General features: G+C 76.2%; 20 protein-coding genes and 1 pseudogene. 9 read left to right on the top strand and 12 right to left on the bottom strand.

Features of this window, described 5'->3' with window-relative positions; translation table 11 throughout:
• Positions 1-148 precede the first annotated feature (148 nt).
• Complete coding sequence (locus FHL79_RS00200; protein ID WP_138756632.1) at positions 149-1,306, bottom strand: alpha-hydroxy acid oxidase; 1,158 nt, start codon at positions 1,304-1,306, stop codon at positions 149-151.
• A 13-nt stretch (positions 1,307-1,319) separates the two neighbouring features.
• Between FHL79_RS00200 and FHL79_RS00195 the strand changes: the two genes are divergently transcribed.
• The 3 genes and pseudogenes from FHL79_RS00195 to FHL79_RS25635 all read left to right on the top strand — a co-directional run.
• Complete coding sequence (locus FHL79_RS00195) at positions 1,320-1,643, top strand: Rv2175c family DNA-binding protein (protein ID WP_026845237.1); 324 nt, start codon at positions 1,320-1,322, stop codon at positions 1,641-1,643.
• A 46-nt stretch (positions 1,644-1,689) separates the two neighbouring features.
• The gene (locus tag FHL79_RS00190) at positions 1,690-2,094 is read left to right on the top strand and encodes a lycopene cyclase domain-containing protein (protein WP_138756631.1); all 405 of its coding nucleotides are present in this window, start codon (positions 1,690-1,692) and stop codon (positions 2,092-2,094) included.
• Between the two features lie 19 nt (positions 2,095-2,113).
• Positions 2,114-2,323, top strand: a pseudogene (locus tag FHL79_RS25635) (lycopene cyclase domain-containing protein); the annotation flags it as partial.
• On the opposite strand, the gene FHL79_RS00180 reads toward FHL79_RS25635, so the two are convergent.
• Genes FHL79_RS00180 through FHL79_RS00170 form a run of 3 tightly spaced genes read right to left on the bottom strand, consistent with a single transcriptional unit; the run spans position 2,320 to position 5,905 of the window.
• Positions 2,320-3,261: a phytoene/squalene synthase family protein gene (locus FHL79_RS00180; RefSeq protein WP_218938271.1), complete on the bottom strand. Its 942-nt coding sequence runs from the start codon at positions 3,259-3,261 to the stop codon at positions 2,320-2,322. The pseudogene FHL79_RS25635 and the gene FHL79_RS00180 overlap by 4 nt on opposite strands.
• Positions 3,258-4,760: a phytoene desaturase family protein gene (crtI, locus tag FHL79_RS00175; protein ID WP_218938270.1), complete on the bottom strand. Its 1,503-nt coding sequence runs from the start codon at positions 4,758-4,760 to the stop codon at positions 3,258-3,260. Before crtI ends, FHL79_RS00180 begins: the two co-directional genes overlap by 4 nt.
• Complete coding sequence (locus FHL79_RS00170) at positions 4,757-5,905, bottom strand: polyprenyl synthetase family protein (protein WP_218938269.1); 1,149 nt, start codon at positions 5,903-5,905, stop codon at positions 4,757-4,759. The genes crtI and FHL79_RS00170 overlap by 4 nt, the downstream gene beginning before the upstream one ends.
• A gap of 91 nt (positions 5,906-5,996) precedes the next feature.
• Between FHL79_RS00170 and metF the strand changes: the two genes are divergently transcribed.
• Positions 5,997-6,920, top strand: coding sequence for a methylenetetrahydrofolate reductase [NAD(P)H] (gene metF / locus FHL79_RS00165; RefSeq protein WP_138756629.1), 924 nt, complete (start codon positions 5,997-5,999; stop codon positions 6,918-6,920).
• Here the strand turns inward: metF and FHL79_RS00160 are convergent.
• Complete coding sequence (locus tag FHL79_RS00160) at positions 6,892-7,527, bottom strand: hypothetical protein (protein WP_138756628.1); 636 nt, start codon at positions 7,525-7,527, stop codon at positions 6,892-6,894. The genes metF and FHL79_RS00160 overlap by 29 nt on opposite strands.
• A gap of 39 nt (positions 7,528-7,566) precedes the next feature.
• Positions 7,567-8,439 (bottom strand): serine/threonine-protein kinase, encoded by an 873-nt coding sequence (locus FHL79_RS00155; protein ID WP_138756627.1) that lies wholly within the window; start codon positions 8,437-8,439, stop codon positions 7,567-7,569.
• A 118-nt stretch (positions 8,440-8,557) separates the two neighbouring features.
• Between FHL79_RS00155 and FHL79_RS00150 the strand changes: the two genes are divergently transcribed.
• Genes FHL79_RS00150 through FHL79_RS00140 form a run of 3 tightly spaced genes read left to right on the top strand, consistent with a single transcriptional unit; the run spans position 8,558 to position 11,402 of the window.
• Complete coding sequence (locus tag FHL79_RS00150; protein ID WP_246080159.1) at positions 8,558-9,664, top strand: sigma-E factor regulatory protein RseB domain-containing protein; 1,107 nt, start codon at positions 8,558-8,560, stop codon at positions 9,662-9,664.
• Positions 9,661-10,596 carry an ABC transporter ATP-binding protein gene (locus FHL79_RS00145; RefSeq protein WP_138756745.1) on the top strand — a complete coding sequence of 312 codons (936 nt, stop codon included), beginning with the start codon at positions 9,661-9,663 and terminating at the stop codon, positions 10,594-10,596. The genes FHL79_RS00150 and FHL79_RS00145 overlap by 4 nt, the downstream gene beginning before the upstream one ends.
• The gene (locus FHL79_RS00140) at positions 10,593-11,402 is read left to right on the top strand and encodes an ABC transporter permease (protein ID WP_138756626.1); all 810 of its coding nucleotides are present in this window, start codon (positions 10,593-10,595) and stop codon (positions 11,400-11,402) included. Before FHL79_RS00145 ends, FHL79_RS00140 begins: the two co-directional genes overlap by 4 nt.
• 47 nt (positions 11,403-11,449) lie before the next feature.
• Here the strand turns inward: FHL79_RS00140 and FHL79_RS00135 are convergent, their stop codons facing one another.
• Complete coding sequence (locus FHL79_RS00135; protein ID WP_138756625.1) at positions 11,450-12,265, bottom strand: lipase family alpha/beta hydrolase; 816 nt, start codon at positions 12,263-12,265, stop codon at positions 11,450-11,452.
• A 64-nt stretch (positions 12,266-12,329) separates the two neighbouring features.
• Here FHL79_RS00135 and FHL79_RS00130 point away from each other — a divergent pair, with 64 nt between their 5' ends.
• Entirely contained in the window at positions 12,330-12,986 is a 657-nt protein-coding gene (locus tag FHL79_RS00130) for a CDP-alcohol phosphatidyltransferase family protein (protein WP_138756624.1), read from the top strand.
• Between the two features lie 133 nt (positions 12,987-13,119).
• The gene (locus FHL79_RS00125; protein WP_138756623.1) at positions 13,120-14,097 is read left to right on the top strand and encodes a carbohydrate kinase family protein; all 978 of its coding nucleotides are present in this window, start codon (positions 13,120-13,122) and stop codon (positions 14,095-14,097) included.
• 21 nt (positions 14,098-14,118) lie between these two features.
• On the opposite strand, the gene FHL79_RS00120 is transcribed toward FHL79_RS00125, so the two are convergent.
• From FHL79_RS00120 to FHL79_RS00100, 5 genes are read right to left on the bottom strand one after another with little or no spacing between them, the layout of a single operon-like run.
• Positions 14,119-15,612 (bottom strand): AAA family ATPase, encoded by a 1,494-nt coding sequence (locus FHL79_RS00120; RefSeq protein WP_138756622.1) that lies wholly within the window; start codon positions 15,610-15,612, stop codon positions 14,119-14,121.
• A gap of 52 nt (positions 15,613-15,664) precedes the next feature.
• Positions 15,665-16,324, bottom strand: coding sequence for a flavin reductase family protein (locus FHL79_RS00115; protein WP_246080158.1), 660 nt, complete (start codon positions 16,322-16,324; stop codon positions 15,665-15,667).
• Entirely contained in the window at positions 16,321-17,454 is a 1,134-nt protein-coding gene (locus tag FHL79_RS00110; RefSeq protein ID WP_138756621.1) for a glycosyltransferase family 2 protein, read from the bottom strand. The genes FHL79_RS00115 and FHL79_RS00110 overlap by 4 nt, the downstream gene beginning before the upstream one ends.
• Entirely contained in the window at positions 17,451-18,227 is a 777-nt protein-coding gene (locus FHL79_RS00105; RefSeq protein ID WP_171057939.1) for a carotenoid biosynthesis protein, read from the bottom strand. Before FHL79_RS00105 ends, FHL79_RS00110 begins: the two co-directional genes overlap by 4 nt.
• Entirely contained in the window at positions 18,224-19,825 is a 1,602-nt protein-coding gene (locus FHL79_RS00100; RefSeq protein WP_281283844.1) for a phytoene desaturase family protein, read from the bottom strand. The genes FHL79_RS00105 and FHL79_RS00100 overlap by 4 nt, the downstream gene beginning before the upstream one ends.
• Positions 19,826-19,857 lie beyond the last annotated feature (32 nt).

Below are 19,857 nucleotides of genomic sequence, written 5' to 3'. Positions count from 1 at the left end.
GCCCGTACAACACGGACGGCGCGGTCACGGTCTGGACACCTGAGTCCTGGAGTGGCCAGGGGTGTCGGGTGGGACAGCCGAGGTGGACGCACGGCGGGGTCGGCGGCCACGGCTCGCCCGCGGACCGGACCCTCGCCGCGCGTCGCGTTCAGCGGGCTGCCCACGGCGTCCGGACGACGGTGTCCCGGGGCACGGCGCGCACGTCGTCCAGACCACACAGGGCCATGGTGTGCGCCAGCTCCTCGGTCAGCCCGCCGAGGACGCGCGCCACACCGTCGGCACCCCCGGTGGCCAGCCCCCACGTGGTCGGCCGGCCCAGGAACACCGCCCGGGCCCCGAGCGCCAGCGCGGTCAGCACGTCCGAGCCGGTCCGGATCCCGCCGTCGGCGTAGACCTCGGCATCGGCACCGACCGCCGTCACCACCTCGGGCAGCGCCTCGGCGCTGGCCACGGCCGGGTCGGCCTGCCGCCCGCCGTGGGTGGACACCCACACCGCCGACGCGCCGGCGGCCACGCAGCGCGCCACGTCGTCGCCGCGGAGCACGCCCTTGACCACCACCGGCAGGCCGGAGACGGCGGCGAACCGCTCGATGTCGGCGAAGGTCCAGCTCGGTGACACGGCCGCCTGCAGCGGCGGCTGGGTCCCCTGCACCGGCGGGTGGTTGGCCAGCAGCAGCCCGGCGGGCAGCGCGAAGTCCGAGCGCAGGTCCCGCAGCCGCCGTCCCAGCACGGGCAGGTCGACGGTCAGCACGAGCGCGGCGTACCCGGCCTGCCCGGCCCGGCGGGCCAGGTCGTCGGTGTGCCCGGGGGAGTGCAGCCGGTAGAGCTGGAACCAGCGCGGGCCGGCCGGGGTGACCGCGGCGACGTCCTCCAGCGAGGTGGTCGCGCTGGTCGAGACGGTCATCAGCGACCCGGTCGCGGCCGCGCCCCGGGCGGTGCCCCGTTCGCCGTCCGGGTGGGCCATGCCCTGGTAGGCCCACGGGGCGACACCGATCGGCGTGCGGACCTCGCTGCCCAGCAGCGTCGTGCCCAGCTGCGGCGTCCCGACGCCGCGCAGCACCCGCGGGCGCAGCCGCCAGGCCCGCCAGGAGGTGGGCGCCTCGGCCAGCGTGGTCTCGGTGCCGGCGCCGCCGGCGTAGTAGTCGTAGACGTCGGGGGACAGCCGGGCGCGGGCCTGCTGCTCGAGCGCCGCGAGGTCCAGGAACGGGGGCTCGCGGCCCGGGTCGTCGGGCTGCGCCTGCTCGTCGGCGCTGCGCTGCCGCTGGGTCAGCCGGGGACCGTTCGCCGCGTCGTCTCCGCTCGCCATAGGCTGGGAGCCTATGGACACGCTCACCCCCGCGGAGGTCGCCGAGCAGCTCGGCGTCTCGGCCAACAAGGTCCGCCAGCTCATCGCCGAGCGGAAGCTCATGGCGGTGCCCGGCAGCGGCAACAGCAAGATCCCGGCGGACTTCCTGCAGGACGGCGCGGTCCTCAAGCACCTGCCCGGGCTGCTGACGGTGCTCTACGACGGCCGGTTCACCGACGAGGAGGCCTTCGAGTGGCTCTTCCGCGCCGACGACTCGCTGCCCGGCACGCCGATCGAGGCCCTGCGCGGCGACCGGCACACCGAGGTCACCCGCCGGGCCCAGGCCCTGGCGCTGTAGTGGAGTCCCACGGCGCGGAAGGTGCGCCCCTGGGACTCCACTGCTGATGGGCCACCTGACCTACCTGTCGCTGCTGGTCGGCTGCCTCGTGGTGACCGCGCCGCTGGAGCTGCTGCTGGGCGTGCGGGTCTACGCGCGCTGGCGGCGGCTGCTGCTGGCCGTCGTCCCGGAGTTCGTCGTGTTCGTCGCGTGGGTGCTCTACGCGATCGCGGCCGGGCACTGGGACTACAGCGCCACCCGCACCCTCGGCGTCCGGCTGCCGGGCGGGATCCCGGTGGAGGAGGTGCTGTTCTTCCTCGTCGTCCCGGTGTGCGCGGTGCTGGCGCTGGAGGCGGTGCGGAAGGTGACCGGATGGGACGCCGGCTACCCGGCCGCGCCCGACGACAGCGGCGGGAGCATCGCAGCGAGGGACGAGCGAGGAGCGGACCGCCGCGCGGAGTCGGGCCAGTGAACGAGGAGGCGGAGGGTCGGTGACCTACTCGCAGATCGCCGTCGTCGTCCTGGTCGCGGTGCTGGTCGTCGACCTGGCCGTGCTGCGCACCCGGATGGTCACCCGGCCGGTGTTCTGGGTCGCCTACGCCATCGTGATCGTCTTCCAGCTGCTGATGAACGGCGTGCTCACCGGCCTGGACGTGGTGACCTATGACCCGGACGCGATCTGGGGGCCGCGGATCGCCTACGCCCCGGTCGAGGACCTGCTGTTCGGCTTCGCCCTGGTCGTGCTGACCCTGGCCAGCTGGGCGGCGGTCAACCGGCGGGCGAACACCGCCAGGCGGCGCGGCCTGGACACCCGCACCCGGCGCTCGAGCACCCGGTAGTCGGCCTTCTCGATCTCGGTCAGGATGCCGCCGTAGAGCGCCGTGGCGGCCCGCACGCAGTCCCGGGACTCCCGCGCCAGCAGCGGCGTGCCCGGGGCGGCGTCGTCGTAGAGGCGGCGGGTGACCGCCACCATCTCCCGCATCAGCTCGCGGAAGCCGGGGGTGAACTGCCGCGCGGCCAGCTGCTCGCGGGTGACCCCGTGCGCGCTCATCAGGTCCTCGGGCAGGTACACCCGGCCGCGGTCGACGTCCTCGGCGACGTCGCGCAGGAAGTTGGTCAGCTGGAAGGCCTCGCCGAGCGCGACGGCGTGCGGTGCGGCCTCCTCCCGGGCCACGCCGGGGGCGGTGCCCAGCACCGGCAGGACCTGCAGGCCGATCACCGAGGCCGAGCCCCACATGTACCGGTCCAGGGCGTCCAGGTCGGCGTAGCCGGTGACGTCGAGGTCGCTGGTCATCGCGGCGAGGAAGTCGACCAGGTGCTCCAGCGGGATGTCGTACCGCCGGTAGGTGTGCACCAGCGCCAGCCGCACCGGGTCGTCGGACCAGCCGCCGGCCAGCTCGTCCAGCAGCGCCTTGGACCAGGTCGCCAGGTCACCCGAGGGGTCGGCGCCGGGCACGTCGACGAAGTCGTCGGCGGTCCGGGCGGCGGCGTAGAGCGCGTGCACCGCGGGACGGCGGTCAGGCGTGAGCAGCCGGGTGGCCAGGTGGTAGCTCTTGCCGTGCCGGGCGGCGATCGCCGCGCAGTGCGCGTAGGCGGCGTCCAGCGTGGCCTGCTGCTCCGCCCGGGTCGCGGGGATCACGACACCCGCCCGGTGATCCGCTCGGCGGCGAGCCGGCCGCTGATCACCACCATCGGCACTCCGACCCCCGGCTGTACCGACGACCCGGCCAGCACCACGTTCTCCGGGCCGCGGCGGGGCAGCGTCGAGGGCCGGAACGGGCCGGTCTGCCCGAAGGTGTGGGCGAGCGCGAACGGCGTGCCGGCGGCCATCCCCTGCGCCGCCCAGTCCACCGGGGTGAGCAGCTCCTCCACCTCGACGGCGTCGGTGATGCCGGTCCAGCCCCGGGCCTCCAACGTGCGCATGAGCTCCTCGCGGTAGCGCGGCGCGAGCGCCGGCCAGTCCAGGTCGGGGTTCCCGCCGCTGCGCGGGTCGAGGTTCGGGGTCGGTGCCACCACGCTGAGCACCTGGCCGCCCTCGGGGGCCAGCGAGCGGTCGGTCACCGACGGCATGCTGATCAGCAGGCTCGGGTCGCTCATCGGCCGGCCGTCGCGGGTCAGCTCGTCGAAGACCTGCTCCCAGGCCGCGCCGAAGCTGATCGTGTGGTGCGCCTGGCCGGGCAGCTCGGCTCGCACCCCGAGGTGCAGCGCGACGCAGGAGGGCGAGTAGACCGGCCGGCGGGGCCCGCGCAGCCGCGGCACCAGCCGGTCCGGGGCGTCGGAGGTGACCACGACGGCGTCCGGCACCAGCCGCTCGCCGTCGGCCAGCCGCACCCCGGTCACCCGGCCGCCGGCCATCTCCAGGTCGGTGACGTCGGTGTCGTAGCGGAACTGCACGCCGGCGTCGGCGGCGGCCGCGGCCATCGCCCGGGGGACGGCGCCGATACCGCCGACCGGGTGCCACACGCCGGCGCCGATGTCGAGCTGGGCGATCACGGCGTAGGCGGCGATCGCCCGGAACGGCGAGACCCCGGCGTAGAGCGCCTGGAAGCTGAACAGCCGGCGCAGCCGCTCGTCGGCGAAGAAGCCCGCGACGTGGTGCGACAGCCGGCGGAAGCCGCCCCGGCGCACCAGCGTGAGCAGCTCGGGACCCAGCAGGTCCAGCGGGGAGTCCAGGTTGCGGTCGATGAAGGTGCGCAGCTGCAGCCGGTACAGCTCGGCGAGGTCGTCGAGGTAGCGGTGCAGGGCCGCGGCCTCGGCGGGGCCGCAGAGCCGCTCCACCTCGGCGGCGAAGGCGGTCCGGTCGGCGTGCACGTCCAGGTGCTCGCCGTCGGCGAACTGGGCCCGGTAGGTGGTGTCGAGGGGGAGCAGGGTGAGCCGGTCCTCCATCCGCTCGCCGACCGCGGCGAAGGCGTCGGCCAGCAGCTCGGGGGCGGTGAAGACCGACGGGCCGGTGTCCAGCGTGTAGCCCGACCGGGTCAGCACACCGGCCCGCCCGCCGGGCCCGCTGCCGCGCTCGACGACGGTCACCTCACGGCCGGCGCCGCGCAGCCGCAGCGCCGCCGACAGCCCGGCCAGGCCGGCCCCGACCACGACGACCCGGTCGGTGCGGCCGGGGACGGTGCGCAGGGTCCGCGTCACGCGGCGCGGGTGGTCGCGGCGACCGCCAGGGCGTCCAGTGCCCGGCCGGCGTCGGCGGCCAGCGGGGCGGCGGCGATCGCCTCCCGGGCCCGGCGGGTCTGCTCGGCGATCCGCTCCTCGACCCGGTCCAGCGCGCCGCTGCGGGTCATCAGCGACCGGACGCCGTCCAGTTCCGCCGCGTCCGCCGCGGAGTTGCCCAGCGCGTCGGCCAGCAGCGCCCGGCCGGCGTCGTCGGTGCCCTCCTCGGTGAGCGCGACCAGCAGCGTGCGCTTGCCCTCGCGCAGGTCGTCGTCGGCGGACTTGCCGGTGACCGCGGGGTCGCCGAACACGCCCAGGACGTCGTCGCGGAGCTGGAACGCCTCGCCCAGCGGCAGGCCGATGGCGGTGCACACCTCCAGCGCGTCGGGTCCGGCGCCGGCCAGGGCCGCACCCAGCTGCAGGGGCCGCTGCACGGTGTAGCCAGCGCTCTTGTACCGCGCCACCGTCAGCGCGCCGGCCGGGCCGGGCAGGCCACCGGCGGCGCGGAGCAGGTCCAGGTACTGGCCGGCCGTGACCTCGGTGCGCATGGTGTCCCAGACCGGGCGGGCCCGGGCCAGCGCCCCGGGGGAGATCCCGGAGCAGCGCAGCAGCTCGTCGGACCAGACCAGTGCCAGGTCGCCGACGAGGATCGCCGCACCCACCCCGAAGGTGTCCGCGTCGCCGTCGAGCTCGGCGCCGCCGTGCCGGCCGGCGAAGCCGACGTGCGTGGCCGGGCGGCCGCGGCGGGTGTCCGCGGCGTCCATCACGTCGTCGTGCACCAGGGCGCTGCTGTGCACCAGCTCCAGCGCGGCGACGGCCCGCAGCACCGCGTCGTCGGACTCCGCGGCCGGGTCGTCGAGGTCGACGAAGCCCCGCCAGCCCCAGTAGGCGAAGGCCGGCCGCAGCCGCTTGCCCCCGCCGGCCACCGCGGCGACCTCGTCGGCCACCGGCACCAGCTCGTCGGCCATGCCGGCCAGGGTCGCCCGCTGCTCGGTGAGGAAGGAGCCCAGCGCGGCCTCCACGGAGGTGCGCAGCCGACCGAGGTCGGCCGCTGCCAGGGTCGGGACGGCGAGCTCCCCGAGAGGGCCGTCGACGGTGGTCTCGCGCTGCTGCGTCCCGACTGTCACAGGGCGAGTATTGCCCAACTCGGCGGGGTGCTATTCCGATGACCCGAGCCGCTGCGCCCCGGGCACCCTGACGCCCGTAGGCTCGTCGGTCATGACCGGCACCGTGCGCGAGCTGCTGCACACCGAGCAGCCCACGTGGTCCTTCGAGTTCTTCCCGCCCAAGGACGACGCCGCCGAGGTCCAGCTGTGGACCGCGCTGCGCCAGCTGGAGCAGCTGCGGCCCTCGTTCGTCTCCGTCACCTACGGCGCCGGCGGCTCGACCCGCGAGGGCACCGTCTCGGTCACCGAGCGGATCGCCACCGACACCACCATGCTGCCGCTGGCCCACCTGACGGCGGTCGACCACAGCACCGCCGAGCTGCGGCACGTGGTCAGCCGGCTGGCCGCGGCGGGGGTGCGCAACCTCCTCGCGCTGCGCGGCGACCCGCCGGGCGCCGACCCGCAGGCCGAGTGGGTCGCCCATCCCGACGGGCTGCAGAACGCCGCCGAGCTGGTCGAGCTGATCAAGGGCATCGGTGACTTCTGCGTCGGGGTGGCGGCCTTCCCCGAGGGGCACCCCCGCTCGCCGGACCTGGAGTCCGACACCGACATGTTCGTCGAGAAGTGCCGCGCCGGCGCGGACTTCGCGATCACCCAGATGTTCTTCCGGGTCGAGGACTACCTCCGGCTGCGCGACCGGGTGGCCGCCCGGGGCTGCGACGTCCCGGTCGTCGCCGGGGTGATGCCGGTGACCAACGCCCGGCAGATCACCCGGATCGTGGAGCTGTCCGGACAGGCCTTCCCCACCGAGCTCGCCGACCGGTTCGCCGCGCTGGACGGCGACACCCCGCAGCACAAGCGGGCGGTGCGCGACTACGGCGTGGAGGTGGCGACCGACATGTGCCGCCGGCTCGTCGCCGAGGGGGTGCCCGGCATCCACTTCATCACCATGAACCGGTCGACGGCGACGCGTGAGGTGTTCCAGGCCCTGGCGCGGGCCGACGTCCTCAGCGGTGGAGCGCGACCGGCGCGCTGAGCAGCTCCTCGGCGCGCCGGGCGGCCCGGCGCAGGGCCTCCCGCTCGGCCGCGTAGCCGCCGACCACGCCGACCACCGGCAGCTGGGCGAGCGCCCGGTGCCGCCACTTGCCCTTGGGCCGGGCGTCGAGCGCGTCGTCGATCCGGCCGAGCAGCCGGGCGGCCCGCCACAGGCTACGGGCCACGCCGTCCACCCCGGACCGGTCGTCGCCCAGCGCCTCGTCGACGTAGACCCCGCGGCTGCGGGCCAGCAGCGGCTGGACCCGGTCGGCCGGCAGGTCGCGGTCCAGCAGCACCCGGGCCAGCAGCGCGACCCGGTCGGCCTGCTCGGTGAGCCCGTGCTCCCGGGCCACGCCGAGGACGACGAGCGCCTGCACCGCCGATCCCACCGTGTTCTGCAGCGGCAGGAGGCTGGCGAGCCGGCCGGCGAACCGCGGCGCCGCCGCCACCCCGGCGGCCACCCGGCCGACCTGGTGCGCCCACCAGGCGGCCCGCTGGGCCGGGGGCAACTGTGGCGGGCGGCCGAGCCGCTGCACCAGCGGGCCGAGCCCGCGGTCCACGCGGCGCAGCACGTCGACGACGACGGCGTCGCTGATCGGGGCGGCCATGGTGACAGACCGTAGGCGGTGGGCGGGTGTCCTGCAGGGTCAGCCGGGGGCCTCGGGCGGCAGCGCGAGCGGAGCGCGGGTGCGGGTCATCAGGTCGACCAGGTCGGTCATGGCGTGCCGCACCGCGGCGATGTCCTCGGCGACGTCACCCAGCCCGCCGTCCCGCCGTCCCGGCCCGTACGCCGTCTCGACGGTGAGGACGTCGACCTCGGCGGCGCTGCGCTCCAGCCGCTCCAGGTCGGCCAGGTGCTGCAGCTCCCCGGAGAGGGCGGCCGCCTGGTCGCGGTGCCGGATGAGCGCATCGGCGCGCCGGCCCAGCCGGCGGGCGGCGTCGTCCAGGGCGGTCTGCTGCCGGTCCCAGAACTCGGCGGCGGGGCCGGCGGGTCGGGCGCCGAGCCCGGCGCGGGCCGCTCGGATGCGGTCGGCGAGCGTGACCACCTGGCCGACCTCGGCCTCGCCGTCGAACGCCGCGCGGGTGGCGGCGAGGAAGGGGGAGTGCCAGGACGGCTCGCGCAGCGTCTCGGCCCAGGCACGGCTGGCGGCGCCGGCCACCCGGGCCTCGATGGTGTCCCAGGCGGCCAGGGTCACCTCCGGCGGGGTGGGCGGGCGGCGCAGCTCCGTGCGCACCTGCTCCTCGCGGTACCGGACCACCGCGACGCCGGCCAGCGGGACCAGCAACGCCAGGCCACCGGTGAGCCCGATCGCCAGCACGCAGGCCAGCGTCCGCTCGGTGCGGTCCAGCCGCCGCCACCCGCGCCCGCACCGGGCCAGCCAGTCCAGCCGGGCCACCGCGGACGCGACCCGGTCCAGCGCGGTGTCGCGGGGCTCGACCGGTCGCGGACCGGGGCCGATGACCAGCCGACCGTCGGTGAGGTAGCGCTCGGGCCACAACGGCCGGGCTCCCTCGGACACTCCTGCACCCTGCCGCACCGGCGGCCTCCCGCGCCGACGGCACACCGCAGGGCGGGTCCGGGCCGCGCACATGAAGCTTCAAGCACCGACCGGCGGGAGTGCGACGTACCGTGGCCGGGTGGCTGGGCGACGGAACGGGGCGGCCGGCCGCTGGGCGGTGGTCGGGGGAGCCGTCGCCGCGCTCGCCGCCCTGCCGTCGGTGGTCGCCGCGCTGCCGGCCTCCGACGCCGGCACCTCGGCGGCCGGCCTGCGGCAGCAGGCGCTCGACTCCGCCGACGTGGCGTTCTCCGGCTACGCGCAGGCCGCCGGTGGCCTGGCCCTGCCCGTCGGGGAGCAGCTGACCGACGTCGCGGACCTGCTCAGCGACCGGACCACGATGCGGGCCTGGTACCGCGCCGCCGACGACTGGCGGGTCGACGTGCTGACGCCCACCGGGGAGACCGACGTGCACGCCGACGCCGTCGGCAGCTGGACCTGGGACTACGTGCACGCCACGGCGACCCGCACCGCGCCGACCCCGCTCGCCCTGCCCACCGCCTCCGACCTGCTGCCCAGCGCGCTGGGACGACGGCTGCTGTCCGAGGCCGGCGAGGACGAGCTCAGCCGGCTCGGCGCCGAGCGCGTCGCCGGTCGGGACGCCCTCGGCCTGCGTGTCGTCCCGGCCGAGGATGCGGCGTCGGTCGCCCGGGTCGACGTCTGGGTGGACGCGGACAGCGGCGTGCCGCTGCGGGTCCAGGTGGTCGCCGACGGTGCCGCGGAACCCGCCCTGGACACCGGGTTCCTCTCCCTCGAGCTGGGCACCCCCGCGGCGTCCGTCACCGCCTTCGAGGTGCCGCCGGGCGCCGACGTGCGCGAGGGGCAGGACGCCCAGCTGCTGCAGGCGGCCTCCCGCGCCGGCCGGGAGACCCGGTCCCGGCTCCCCGGCGTGCTGGCCGGGCTCGACCGGCGCACCATCGACGGCGCACCCCGGTCGGTGGGCGTCTACGGCCGCGGCATCACCCTGCTGGCGGTCAGCCCGCTGCCCGGGCGGGTGGCCGGGCCGCTGCTCGACGCCCTCGTCGTCGCCCCCGGCGCGGTGGTCGACGACCTCGGTGTCCGGATCGCCTCCGGACCGCTGGGCCTGATGCTGGTCGACGGCCCGGACGGCCCGGTGCTGCTCGCCGGCACGGTGAGCCTGGACGCCCTCGCCGCCGCCGCGACCGAGTTGACCGGAGGGGACAGCTGAGCACCGTCATCGGCACCGAGGGACTGACCAAGAGGTACGGCCAGCTGCGCGCCGTCGACGGGATCGACCTCGACGTCCGGGCCGGCGACGTCTACGGCTTCCTGGGCGCCAACGGCTCGGGCAAGACGACGACGGTGCGGATGCTGCTCGGCCTGGTGCTGCCGACCTCGGGCACGGTGCAGCTGCTGGGCGAGCCGATGCCGAAGGGCGCCCGCCGGGTGCTGCCCCGGGTCGGCGCGCTGATCGAGGGCCCGGCCCACTACGGGCACCTGTCCGGCCGGGCGAACCTGGCCCTGATGGACGCCGCCGGGCCGGGCGGCTCGCGGCGCACCCGGACGGCCCGCATCGACACGGTGCTCGAGCAGGTCGGCCTCGCCGGGGTCGGCCGCAAGCCGGTCAAGGCCTACTCGCTGGGCATGCGCCAGCGCCTCGGCCTGGGCGCGGCGCTGCTCCGCCGTCCGGAGCTGCTGGTGCTCGACGAGCCCACCAACGGGCTGGACCCGCAGGGCATCCACGAGATCCGCGACCTGCTGCTGGAGCTGCACCGCGGTGGGACGACGGTGTTCCTCTCCAGCCACCTGCTGGCCGAGGTCGAGCAGCTGTGCAGCCGGGTGGGCGTGCTGGACCGCGGTCGGCTGGTGCTGCAGGACCAGCTGGCCACCCTCACCGCCCCCACCGGTGCGACGGTCGTGGAGACCCCCGACCCGCAGCGGGTGCGCGCGGCGCTGGACGGCCGGGTCCTCGACCTGGACGCCGGCTCCGCGGTGGTGCGCGGTGCGGACCCGGCCGAGGTCAACGCCGCGCTGGTCGCCGCCGGGGTGCCGGTCACCGGGCTGCGGCTGCAGCGCCCGTCGCTGGAGGAGGTGGTGCTGGCCGCGGCGAGCACCAGCGCCGACCGGGTCGACGCGCCGGGGGAGCGGTCGCGCCGGTGATCGCCGTCGAGCTGCGGAAGCTGTTCCGCCGTCCCCGCACCTGGGTGACCATCGCGCTGCTCAACGCGCTGCCGGTGCTGGTGGCGGCGCTGCTGGCGCTCACCGACCTGGCGCCCCGGCCCGGGGAGGGGCCGGTGTTCCTCTCCGCCGTGCTCACCAACGGCACCCTGTACCCGCTGGCCGCCCTCGCCATCGTCCTGCCGCTGTTCCTGCCGATCGCCGTCGCGCTCATCGCCGGTGACTCGGTGGCCGGCGAGGCGCAGGCCGGCACGCTGCGCTACCTGCTGGCCCGCCCCGCCGGGCGCACCCGGCTGCTGGTGGCCAAGCTCGTCTCGATCCTCGTCTTCGTCCTGGTCACCGTGGCCGTCGTCGCCGTGGTCGGCTACCTGGTGGGCCGGTTGCTGTTCGACGTGCAGCCGCTCGGGGGGACGTCGGTGTCGGGAACGAGCCTGAGCTCGACCGAGATCGCCTGGCGCACGGTGCTGGCGATCGGCTACGTGGCTGTCTCCATGCTGGGGGTCGCGGCCTTCGCGCTGTTCTTCTCCACGCTCACCGACTCCCCGCTGGCGGCGATGCTCGGCGCGCTGGGCATCCTGGTGGCGTCCTCGCTGCTGTTCACCCTGGACGCCGCCTCGTCCTTCGCGCCCTACCTGCCGACCCGGTACTGGCTGGCCTTCGTCGACCTGTTCCGGGAACCGATCCTGTGGCGGGACGTCGTCCGGGGGCTGGCCCTGCAGGGCGTGTACGTGGTGGTGCTGCTCGGCGCGGCCTGGGCGAACTTCACCACCAAGGACATCAGCTCATGACGGCCCCGGGGAGGACTGCCGCCCGAGGCACGCCTTCGGCGATGCCCCTAGCCGGCTGACAGCCGGGCGCAGTCGGCGGTGCTGAGCTGGACGGGCGGGCCGGCGGCCAGCTCGGCCAGCACGATGCCCTGGACGAGGGGGTCGGCGGGCAGCTGGCCGTGGCCGACCCGGGAGTCCGGGCAGACGTCCTGCACCGGCAGCTCCACCGCACCCGCCAGCCGGGCGGAGTCCGGCGGGGTGACGGTCTCGTCGGCCGTCGTCCAGACCGAGACCCAGCTGGGCCCGGCCGGGGTCTCGTCACCGGCGTTGAGCTGGGCCAGCAGGTCGCTGTCGGTGGTGAGCTGCCGGCAGCCCTCGGGGCACTTCGCCGGGAGGATGCCGACGGCCAGGTCGGCGATGGTCGTGCCGTGGTGCGGGGATCCGAGGGTGAGCACCCGCCGGGCCTGGTCGGCGCCGCCGTCAGCGGCCCAGATCCGGGCGATCACACCCCCCGCGGAGTAGCCGACCACGTCGACGCTGCCCGCGCCGGTGCGCTCCAGCGCGTCGTCGACCGCGGCGCCCAGCGCGTCGGCGGCGGCAGTGAGGTCACCGGTGCCGTCCCCGGGCACCGCCACCACGGTGGCGTCGCGGCCGACAGCGGTCAGCCGGTCGGCGAGCGGCCGCAGCGAGGAGGTCGAGCCGCCGTACCCCGGCACCAGCAGCACCGGCCCGGGGGTGTCGTCCTGCGCCGTCGCGGTGGTGCCGTCAGCACCGCCGGACGATCGGGGGACGACGAGGGCGATGACCACCGCAGCGGCGACCACGACGAGGACCAGCAGCGCCAGCGCGAGGCGGCGGCGGGCGGGGGACAGACCGGCGAGCACGCACCCACTGTCCCTGCTCGTGCTGTGCGCGCCACCTGCCGCGGCGACGTGGTGGACTGCACCGGTGCTGAGCCGCGACGAGTACCTGGCGGCCTGGTCCCGCTGGCACGGTGGCACCGACCCCGCCGACAGCCGGCTGGTGCACGGCTGGCTGACCCTCGCCTACACGCTGGCCGTGCCGCTGGGCCGGCTCTCCCCGCTGGTCGCCACGGCCCTGGGCCTGGTCGTCGCCGGCGCGGCGATCGGGCCGGCGGCCGCGGGGGGCGCCTGGCTGGTCCTCAGCGGGGTGCTCGTCGGGCTCTCCGGGCTGCTGGACTCCCTCGACGGGGCGCTGGCGATCGCCGGCGGCCGGGCGTCCCGGCGCGGCTTCGTCCTGGACTCGGCGGTCGACCGGCTGACCGAGGTCGCCTACGCGGGAGCGTTCTGGGTGGCCGGGGCCCCCGGCTGGCTGGCTGCGGCCTTCGGCGCGCTCTGCTGGCTGCCGGACTACCTGCGAGCCCGGGCCGGGCAGGCCGGGGTGAGCGAGACCGGCGCCATCTCCGTCTGGGAGCGCCCGACCCGGGTCGCGATGGCCGGGTTCACGCTCGGCGGCGCCGGGGTGGTCGCCGGGCTCGGCCTGGCCGAGGAGGTGGTCACCGCCGGCGCGGCGGTCGGCTGCCTGCTGGGGGTGGTCGGGACGACGCAGCTCGGCGTGCAGCTGCGCCGGGCGCTGGCCGACTGACCGCCGCCCGACCTCGGGACCCCGCAGGCGGGCTGCTCGGGCGGCTCCTACCCTGGTGTCGGCCCCGGCGCTCGTCACCGGTCCGGGGTCCCGCGGTTCCTGGTGGCCGCCGTTCCCCGGAGAGAGCAGCCCCATGTCCGTCGTCGTGACCGGTTCGATCGCCACCGACCACCTGATGACCTTCCCCGGCAGGTTCACCGACCAGTTCGTCGAGGGGAAGATGGAGAACGTCTCCCTCTCCTTCCTCGTCGACGACCTGGTGCAGCACCGCGGGGGTGCCGGGGCGAACATGGCCTACGGGCTCGGCCTGCTGGGCCTGCGGCCGGTGCTGGTCGGCGCGGTCGGCAGCGACTTCGACGACTACGACTCGTGGCTGACCCGGCACGGCGTGGACACCGGCAGCGTGCACTGGTCGGAGCTGAAGCACACCGCCCGCTTCACCTGCACGACCGATGCGGCGAACAACCAGATCGCCTCCTTCTACTCCGGTGCGATGTCGGAGGCCTCGCTGATCGAGCTGGGTCCGGTGGAGGAGCGGGTCGGCGGTGTCGACCTGGTCGTGGTCGGGCCCAACGACCCCACCGCGATGGCCCAGCACACCCGGGAGTGCCGGGACCGCGGGTACCCCTTCCTCGCCGACCCCTCCCAGCAGCTGGCGTGGGCCGACGGCGAGCTGATCCGTGAGCTGGTGGAGGGCGCGGACCTGCTGTTCACCAACGAGTACGAGCACGCCCTGCTGCTGCAGAAGACCGGCTGGACCGACGCCGAGGTGCTCGCCCGGGTCGGCACCTGGGTCACCACCCGGGCGGCCAACGGGGTGCGCGTCGAGCAGGCCGGCGCCGAGACGATCGAGGTCATCGCCGTCCCGGAGACCAAGCCGGTGGAGCCCACCGGCGGCGGCGACGCGCTGCGTGCCGGCTTCGTCGCCGCCCGGCAGTGGGGGCTGGGCATCGAGCGGGCCACCCAGGTCGGCTCGGCCGTGGCGACGGCGGCGGTCGAGGTGATCGGCACCCAGGAGTACACGCTGCCGCGCGAGCCCTTCCTGGCCCGGTTCGCCGAGGCCTTCGGCGCCGACGCCGCCGACGAGGTCGCCCCCTTCCTCCCTGCCTGAGCCAGGCCGTCCCGCCCGAGCTCACCGGTGGCGCAGCCCCCGGTGGGCCCCCCGGTAGCTGACCCAGCCGGCGTGCGCCGGCATCGGCGCGGGGCCGTCGGCGGGCAGGTCGGCGGGGTCGACGCCCACGCCCAGCAGGGTTCGGGTGACCGACTGGGTCGAGTCGAGCAGGTCGTCCAGCGCGCGCAGCAGGTGCGACCCGGTGACGCCCACCAGCTCGCCCTCGTCGTGCAGCCCCTCCAGCACGGCCCGGCGCAGCAGCTCCTTGAGGAACGAGGCGGTGACACCCTCGCTGCGCTCGACCACCGCCTCGACGTCGGCGTCGGCGACCTGCAGCGGGACCCGGCGTCCGTAGAGCTCCAGCAGCCGACGGCGCGCCGCGGCGTCGGGCAGGTCGATCTCGACGGCGACGTCGACCCGGCCGGGCCGGGCGGCCAGCGCGGGCTCCAGCAGGTCGGCCCGGTTCGTGGTGAGCACGAACAGCAGGTCGGCGTCGGCCGCGGCGCCGTCCATCGCATCGAGCAGGTCGAACAGCACCGGGCTGCCCCCCGGGCCGAACGACCGGTCGGCGGCGACCAGGTCGACGTCCTCGAGCACGACGACGGCGGGCTGGAGCTCCCGGGCCAGCTCGGTGACCGACCCGACGGCGCCCAGGGACCGGCCGGTGAGGACCAGCCGGGTGTAGTCGGTCATCCGGCCGAGCAGGTACCCGGCGGTGTGCGTCTTGCCGGTACCCGGCGGGCCGAAGAGGAGCAGGCCGCGCTTGAGGTGCTGGCCGGCCGCGACGAGCGCGGCCCGGTGCTCGGCGACGCCGAGGGCGTGCCGCTCGATCCGGTCCAGCACCTGGTCGGGCAGCACGACGTCGTCCCGGCCGGTGGTCGGCCGGTCCAGGAACTCCAGGCTGACCGTGCCCATCGGGGTGAGAGAGACCTCCACCAGCTGGCGTCGGTAGACGTTGAGCCGGCGGCTCTCCCGCTCCAGCTCACCGAGCACCCCCTGGGCCTCCCGGACCGGCAGGCCGGCGACCTCGACGGTCAGCACCGGCTCGTGCTCACCAGGACCCTGCACCAGCACCACGTACCGGCCGAGGGCGTCAGTGACCAGCAGCAGGGCCAGCCGCAGGCAGGCGAGCGTGGAGCCCGGACCGTTGGGCAGGTCGACGACGCCCGGTGCGGAGAGCCGCAGCGGTGGCAGTGCCTCGCCGCTCACCAGCTGCTGCAGCGAGATCCCGCCGTAATGCGGGGGCAGGGCGATCCCGCGCACCTGGACACGCCGCCCCTCCGCCGCCGACCAGCTGTCCAGCGCGGTCTGCAGGTTGACGTGCTCGAAGGGCGGCAGCTGCCGGGTGACCACGGAGTGGGCCCCGCCGGCCTCCCCGAGGACCTCCCGCACGAGGGCGGCCACCTCGTTGCCCTCGACCTCTGCTGCCTGCAGCCACCCCAGCAGCGCGCGCAGACCCGCCGCGAACTCGCGGCCCTCGCTCTCCGACGCGCGTCCGACCCCAGCCTGCGACATGCGACCCTCCACCTCGTCCGGTGGGCGGCAGCGTAGGGGAGCGGCGCGGCCTTCAGCCGTCGCCGCGGACGCGCTCACCGATCGACGGGTCGGCCGACCACTTCCCGTACGGGATCCGGCGGATCTCCTTGACCTCGCCGATGGTCGACCACTCGTTGCCGCCCAGGCGGGCCAGCGGTCGCAGGTGCTCGATGCGCGGCCGGCCGTCGCGGACGGCGTCGGCCCGGACGGCGATGTGCACGACCCGGCCGAAGACGACGGTGCTGTCGCCGAAGGACACGGTGCCGTGCAGCACGCACTCGATCGACACCGGGGACTCCGCGACCCGGGGCACCCCCACCACGTCGCTGGGCTCCAGCCGGACCCCGGTGTGCTCGGCCTCGTCGTGCTCCGGCGGGAAGTCCGTGCCCGTGGCGTTGACCTGCTCGAACAGTGCCTCCGGGGTGAGGCTGACGGTGAACTCACGGGTCTGCTCGGCGTTGGTGAGCGAGTCCTTGCGGCCCACCGAGGTGAACTGCACGACCGGGGGGTCGACGCAGGCCACCGTGTAGAAGGAGTGTGGCGCCAGGTTCAGCACGCCCTCGGCCGAGCGGCTGCAGACCCAGGCGATCGGCCGTGGCACGACGACGGAGTTCAGCACCCGGTAGAAGGCGCCGGTGTCCATGTCGTCGGGGTCGAAGTGCACGCGGTCGGAACTGCTCTGCTCGGTCACCCGCCCATCGTCGCCGAGGGCGCCGGTGCGGGCGCGGTCACGGGTCGGCCGCGCCAGCTGAGCTGTCCGCGCCGGTGGCCGACCACCGACCGGGCGACCAGCACGTCGAGCAGCGCGATCGACACCGGGTGGGCCAGCGCGTCGGGCCACACCCGGCCGCCGGTGCGCGCCGCGACCACCGCCCGGCCGGTGACCCCGGCGGCGTAGCCGGCCAGACCGGCGCGGGAGCCCGCCAGCGCCGCCAGCGGTGGGAGCAGCCAGACGGCGCTGAGCCCGGCAGCCGCGGCGACGGCCGCGGTGGGCCGGCTCCCGAGCGCCGCCCACAGCGACTTGGCGTAGCCGTCCCGCACGCCGGCCCAGCCGTCGTACATCCGGCAACTCGCCAGGGTGGAACCGTCGACCACCACCCCGCGGCCGCCGGAGGCCTTGACCGCGCGCAGCAGGGCGACGTCCTCGATCACCTCGCCGCGCACCGCCGCGTGCCCGCCAGCCCGGTCGTAGGCCGCGCGGCGGACCACCAGGAACTGCCCGTTGGCGGCGGCCAGCGACGGCCGGGGGGAGCGCTCCGCGAGGCGCAGCGGCAGCAGCGTGCCCCACAGCCACTGCTGCAGCGGCTGGACCAGCCGCTCGGCCGCACTGCCGGCCAGCTGCCGCGGCCAGGGGGAGACCAGGTCGAGTCCGGCGTCGTCCAGCACGGCCACGGCCCGCGCGAGCGCGTCGGGCTCCAGCCGGACGTCGGCGTCCACGAACGCCAGCACGTCGACGTCGCCGGCGGCCGCCGCGCCGACCGCGCAGGCGTTCGGCTTGCCCAGCCAGCCCGCAGCCGGCGGAGTGCCCGGCAGCAGGGTGACCCGGTCGTCGACGACCGCCCGCACCTCGGCGGCGGTGCCGTCGGTGGAGCCGTCGTCGACCACGACCACCCGGAGGGCGTCGACGCCGCGCTGGGCCAGGACCGCGGCCAGGCAGCCGCCCACCTGCCCGGCCTCGTCGCGCACCGGCAGCACCACGGTCACCCGCCGCTCGACCGGCCGGGGCACGGCCGGGGGACGGCGCAGCAGCGCGGTGTTGACCGCGGCGTGCAGCGCGCCGAGCACGGACAGCCCGGCGCAGACCCGCACCAGCCTGCTCACCGGCGCAGCCGCCGGACCACGGCGGCGAGCACCGGCAGGGCCAGCACCGCTCCCCACGCCGCCGACCCGGGGAGCCCCAGCCAGCCGGCGTGCGCGAGCGCGCCGCCCAGCGTCATCCAGCCGAGCACGAGCAGCGGCGCGGCATCGGAGCTGCGGGAGCGGGTACCCCCGGCCAGCAGGTCCAGCAGGGTCATCAGCACCACGCCGGCCAGCAGCCAGCCGGCCAGGTTGGTCAGCGGCACCGTGTCGATGCCGGGCAGGCCCGGGGAGGGGTGCGCCCAGCGCCAGTAGCCGGCCTGCACCATCTGCGGGTCCAGCACCACGTCCCAGCCGGCGAAGACGTACGCGGCGACCAGCACCCGCACCGGCCGCGAGCGGGGGGCCAGCCAGGCGGCGAGCACCCAGCTCGGCCAGGCCATCATCAACCAGGCCAGCGGGACCAGGAACGGCACGCCGAGCAGCGTGGGCCCGAGCTCGTCGCTGTAGGAGTACCCGCCGTAGGGGAACCCGGTGGCCAGGCCCAGCGCCTCGAACAGCACCGCGACCACGGCGACCAGCACCAGGACCGCCAGCCCGGTGCGCAGGCCCCGGCTCACCGCGGCGTGGGCGACCGAGACGGTGGCGCCCAGCAGCACGATCGCCCAGCTCACCGCGTCCCGGGCGGCGCCGTCGGTGAGCGGGTAGGCGATCGCCGTGGCGACGAGCAGCAGCGCCGGGACGACCGGCAGCCAGCCGGCACCGGCCGGGCGGCGGACCGTCAGCGCCGCGGTCACCGGCGCAGCGCCCCGAGATGGCGGCCGACCTCCGCCCGCAGCCGGGCGGCGGGACGCCGGTCGGCCAGCACCACCCGGGCGGCGGTGCGCCCGGAGTTGCCCGAGACCCCGCCGCCGGGGTGGGTGGAGGCGCCGGTGAGGTAGAGCCCGGCGAGCCCGGGCACCCGGTGGCCCGACAGCGCCGGCGTCGGCCGGAAGCCGAACATGCTGGCCAGGCTCATCTCCACGTGCATCACGTTGCCCCGGAGCAGGGACAGTTCCTGCTCCAGCCGCAGCGGCGTCTGCACGTACAGCCGCTGTACCGAGTCGGCGAAACCGGGGGCGTACCGGTCGACGGCGGCGATCAGCTGCTGGGCAGCGGGTTCGGCGAGGGTCTCCCAGTCGGAGCCGTCGGCGAGGGCGTAGGGGTACCACTGCCCCCAGACGGTGACGACGTGCTGGCCGGCCGGCGCGAGGGTCGGGTCGCTGGCGGAGAACGACATCGCCAGCGGCACCGGCTCACGGGGGACCTCCCCGGCCAGCCAGTCGCCGTGGGCGCGGGCCAGCTGGGCGCGGTCGGTGCACAGCAGCTGCAGCCCCTGCAGGGCCTCGTCCCCGACGCCGGGGTAGGACGGGAGCGCGTTCGTCTGGGCGCGCAGCACCAGGCCGAAGCCGTTGCCCAGCGGCGGGTCGGCGTCGGCGAGCGCCGGCGGCGCGTCGTCCCCGGCGAGCGTCCGGGTGGCGAGCACGTGGCACGCGGCGACGACCACGGGCGCGGTGACCCGCCGTCCCGACGTCGTCTGCACGCCGGTGACCCGCCGGGCGCCGGCCGGGCCGTCGACGAGCAGCCGCGCGGCGCCGTCCCCGAGGGTGACCCGGCCGCCGTCGGCGGCCAGCCGGGCCGCCAGCGCCTGGGTCAGCCCACCGGACCCGCCGACCGGGTGGCCGGGCGGGACGTCGTGCAGCAGCGCCACCCAGCCGACCATCGCCGCCGTGCCGGGCTCGGACATCGGCGGGCCGGACTGCGCACCGAACCAGGCCAGCGCGGCCTTGAGCCGTTCGCTCCCGAACCAGCGGTCCAGCAGCGCGTCACCGGAGCCGAGGAAGTCCACGGCGATCTCCCCGCCCGGCGTCCGAGGGCGGCGTGAGCCGATGGGCCACAGGTGGCGCACCAGCCGCGCCGGGCTCGGCCGGTCGCCGAACGCCTGGACTACGGCGGCGCTGCGCGGCCCCCAGACCTCGACGAACCGGCGGTAGGCCGCGGCGTCGGCGTCCCCGCAGGCCGCGGCGATCGAGGCGCAGGTGGCGTCGAGGTCGACGGAGAAGACCAGCGGCCGGCCGTCGGGCCCGGCGTCCCCGGGGACCGGTGCCGGCGCGAAGCCCCACGGGTCGCAGTCGACGTAGCGCAGGCCGAAGCGCTCGAGCTCGAGCTCCTCGACGATCCCGCTGTGCCGGATGATCACGTGCGCGCTGGACCCCCGGTCGACGCGGACCCCGGGCCACCGCTCGACGGTGGAGACGGCGCCGCCGAGGACCGAGTCGGACTCGACCACCTCGACCGACAGGCCGGCGCGGGCCAGGGAGCAGGCGGCGACCAGCCCGTTGTGGCCCGAGCCGATGACGACGGCGTCGACCGAGGCGTCGCGGGGGT

The organism is Modestobacter altitudinis (assembly GCF_005930475.1).
Lineage (GTDB): Bacteria > Actinomycetota > Actinomycetes > Mycobacteriales > Geodermatophilaceae > Modestobacter > Modestobacter altitudinis.
This window is presented reverse-complemented; position numbering and strand designations above follow the sequence as displayed.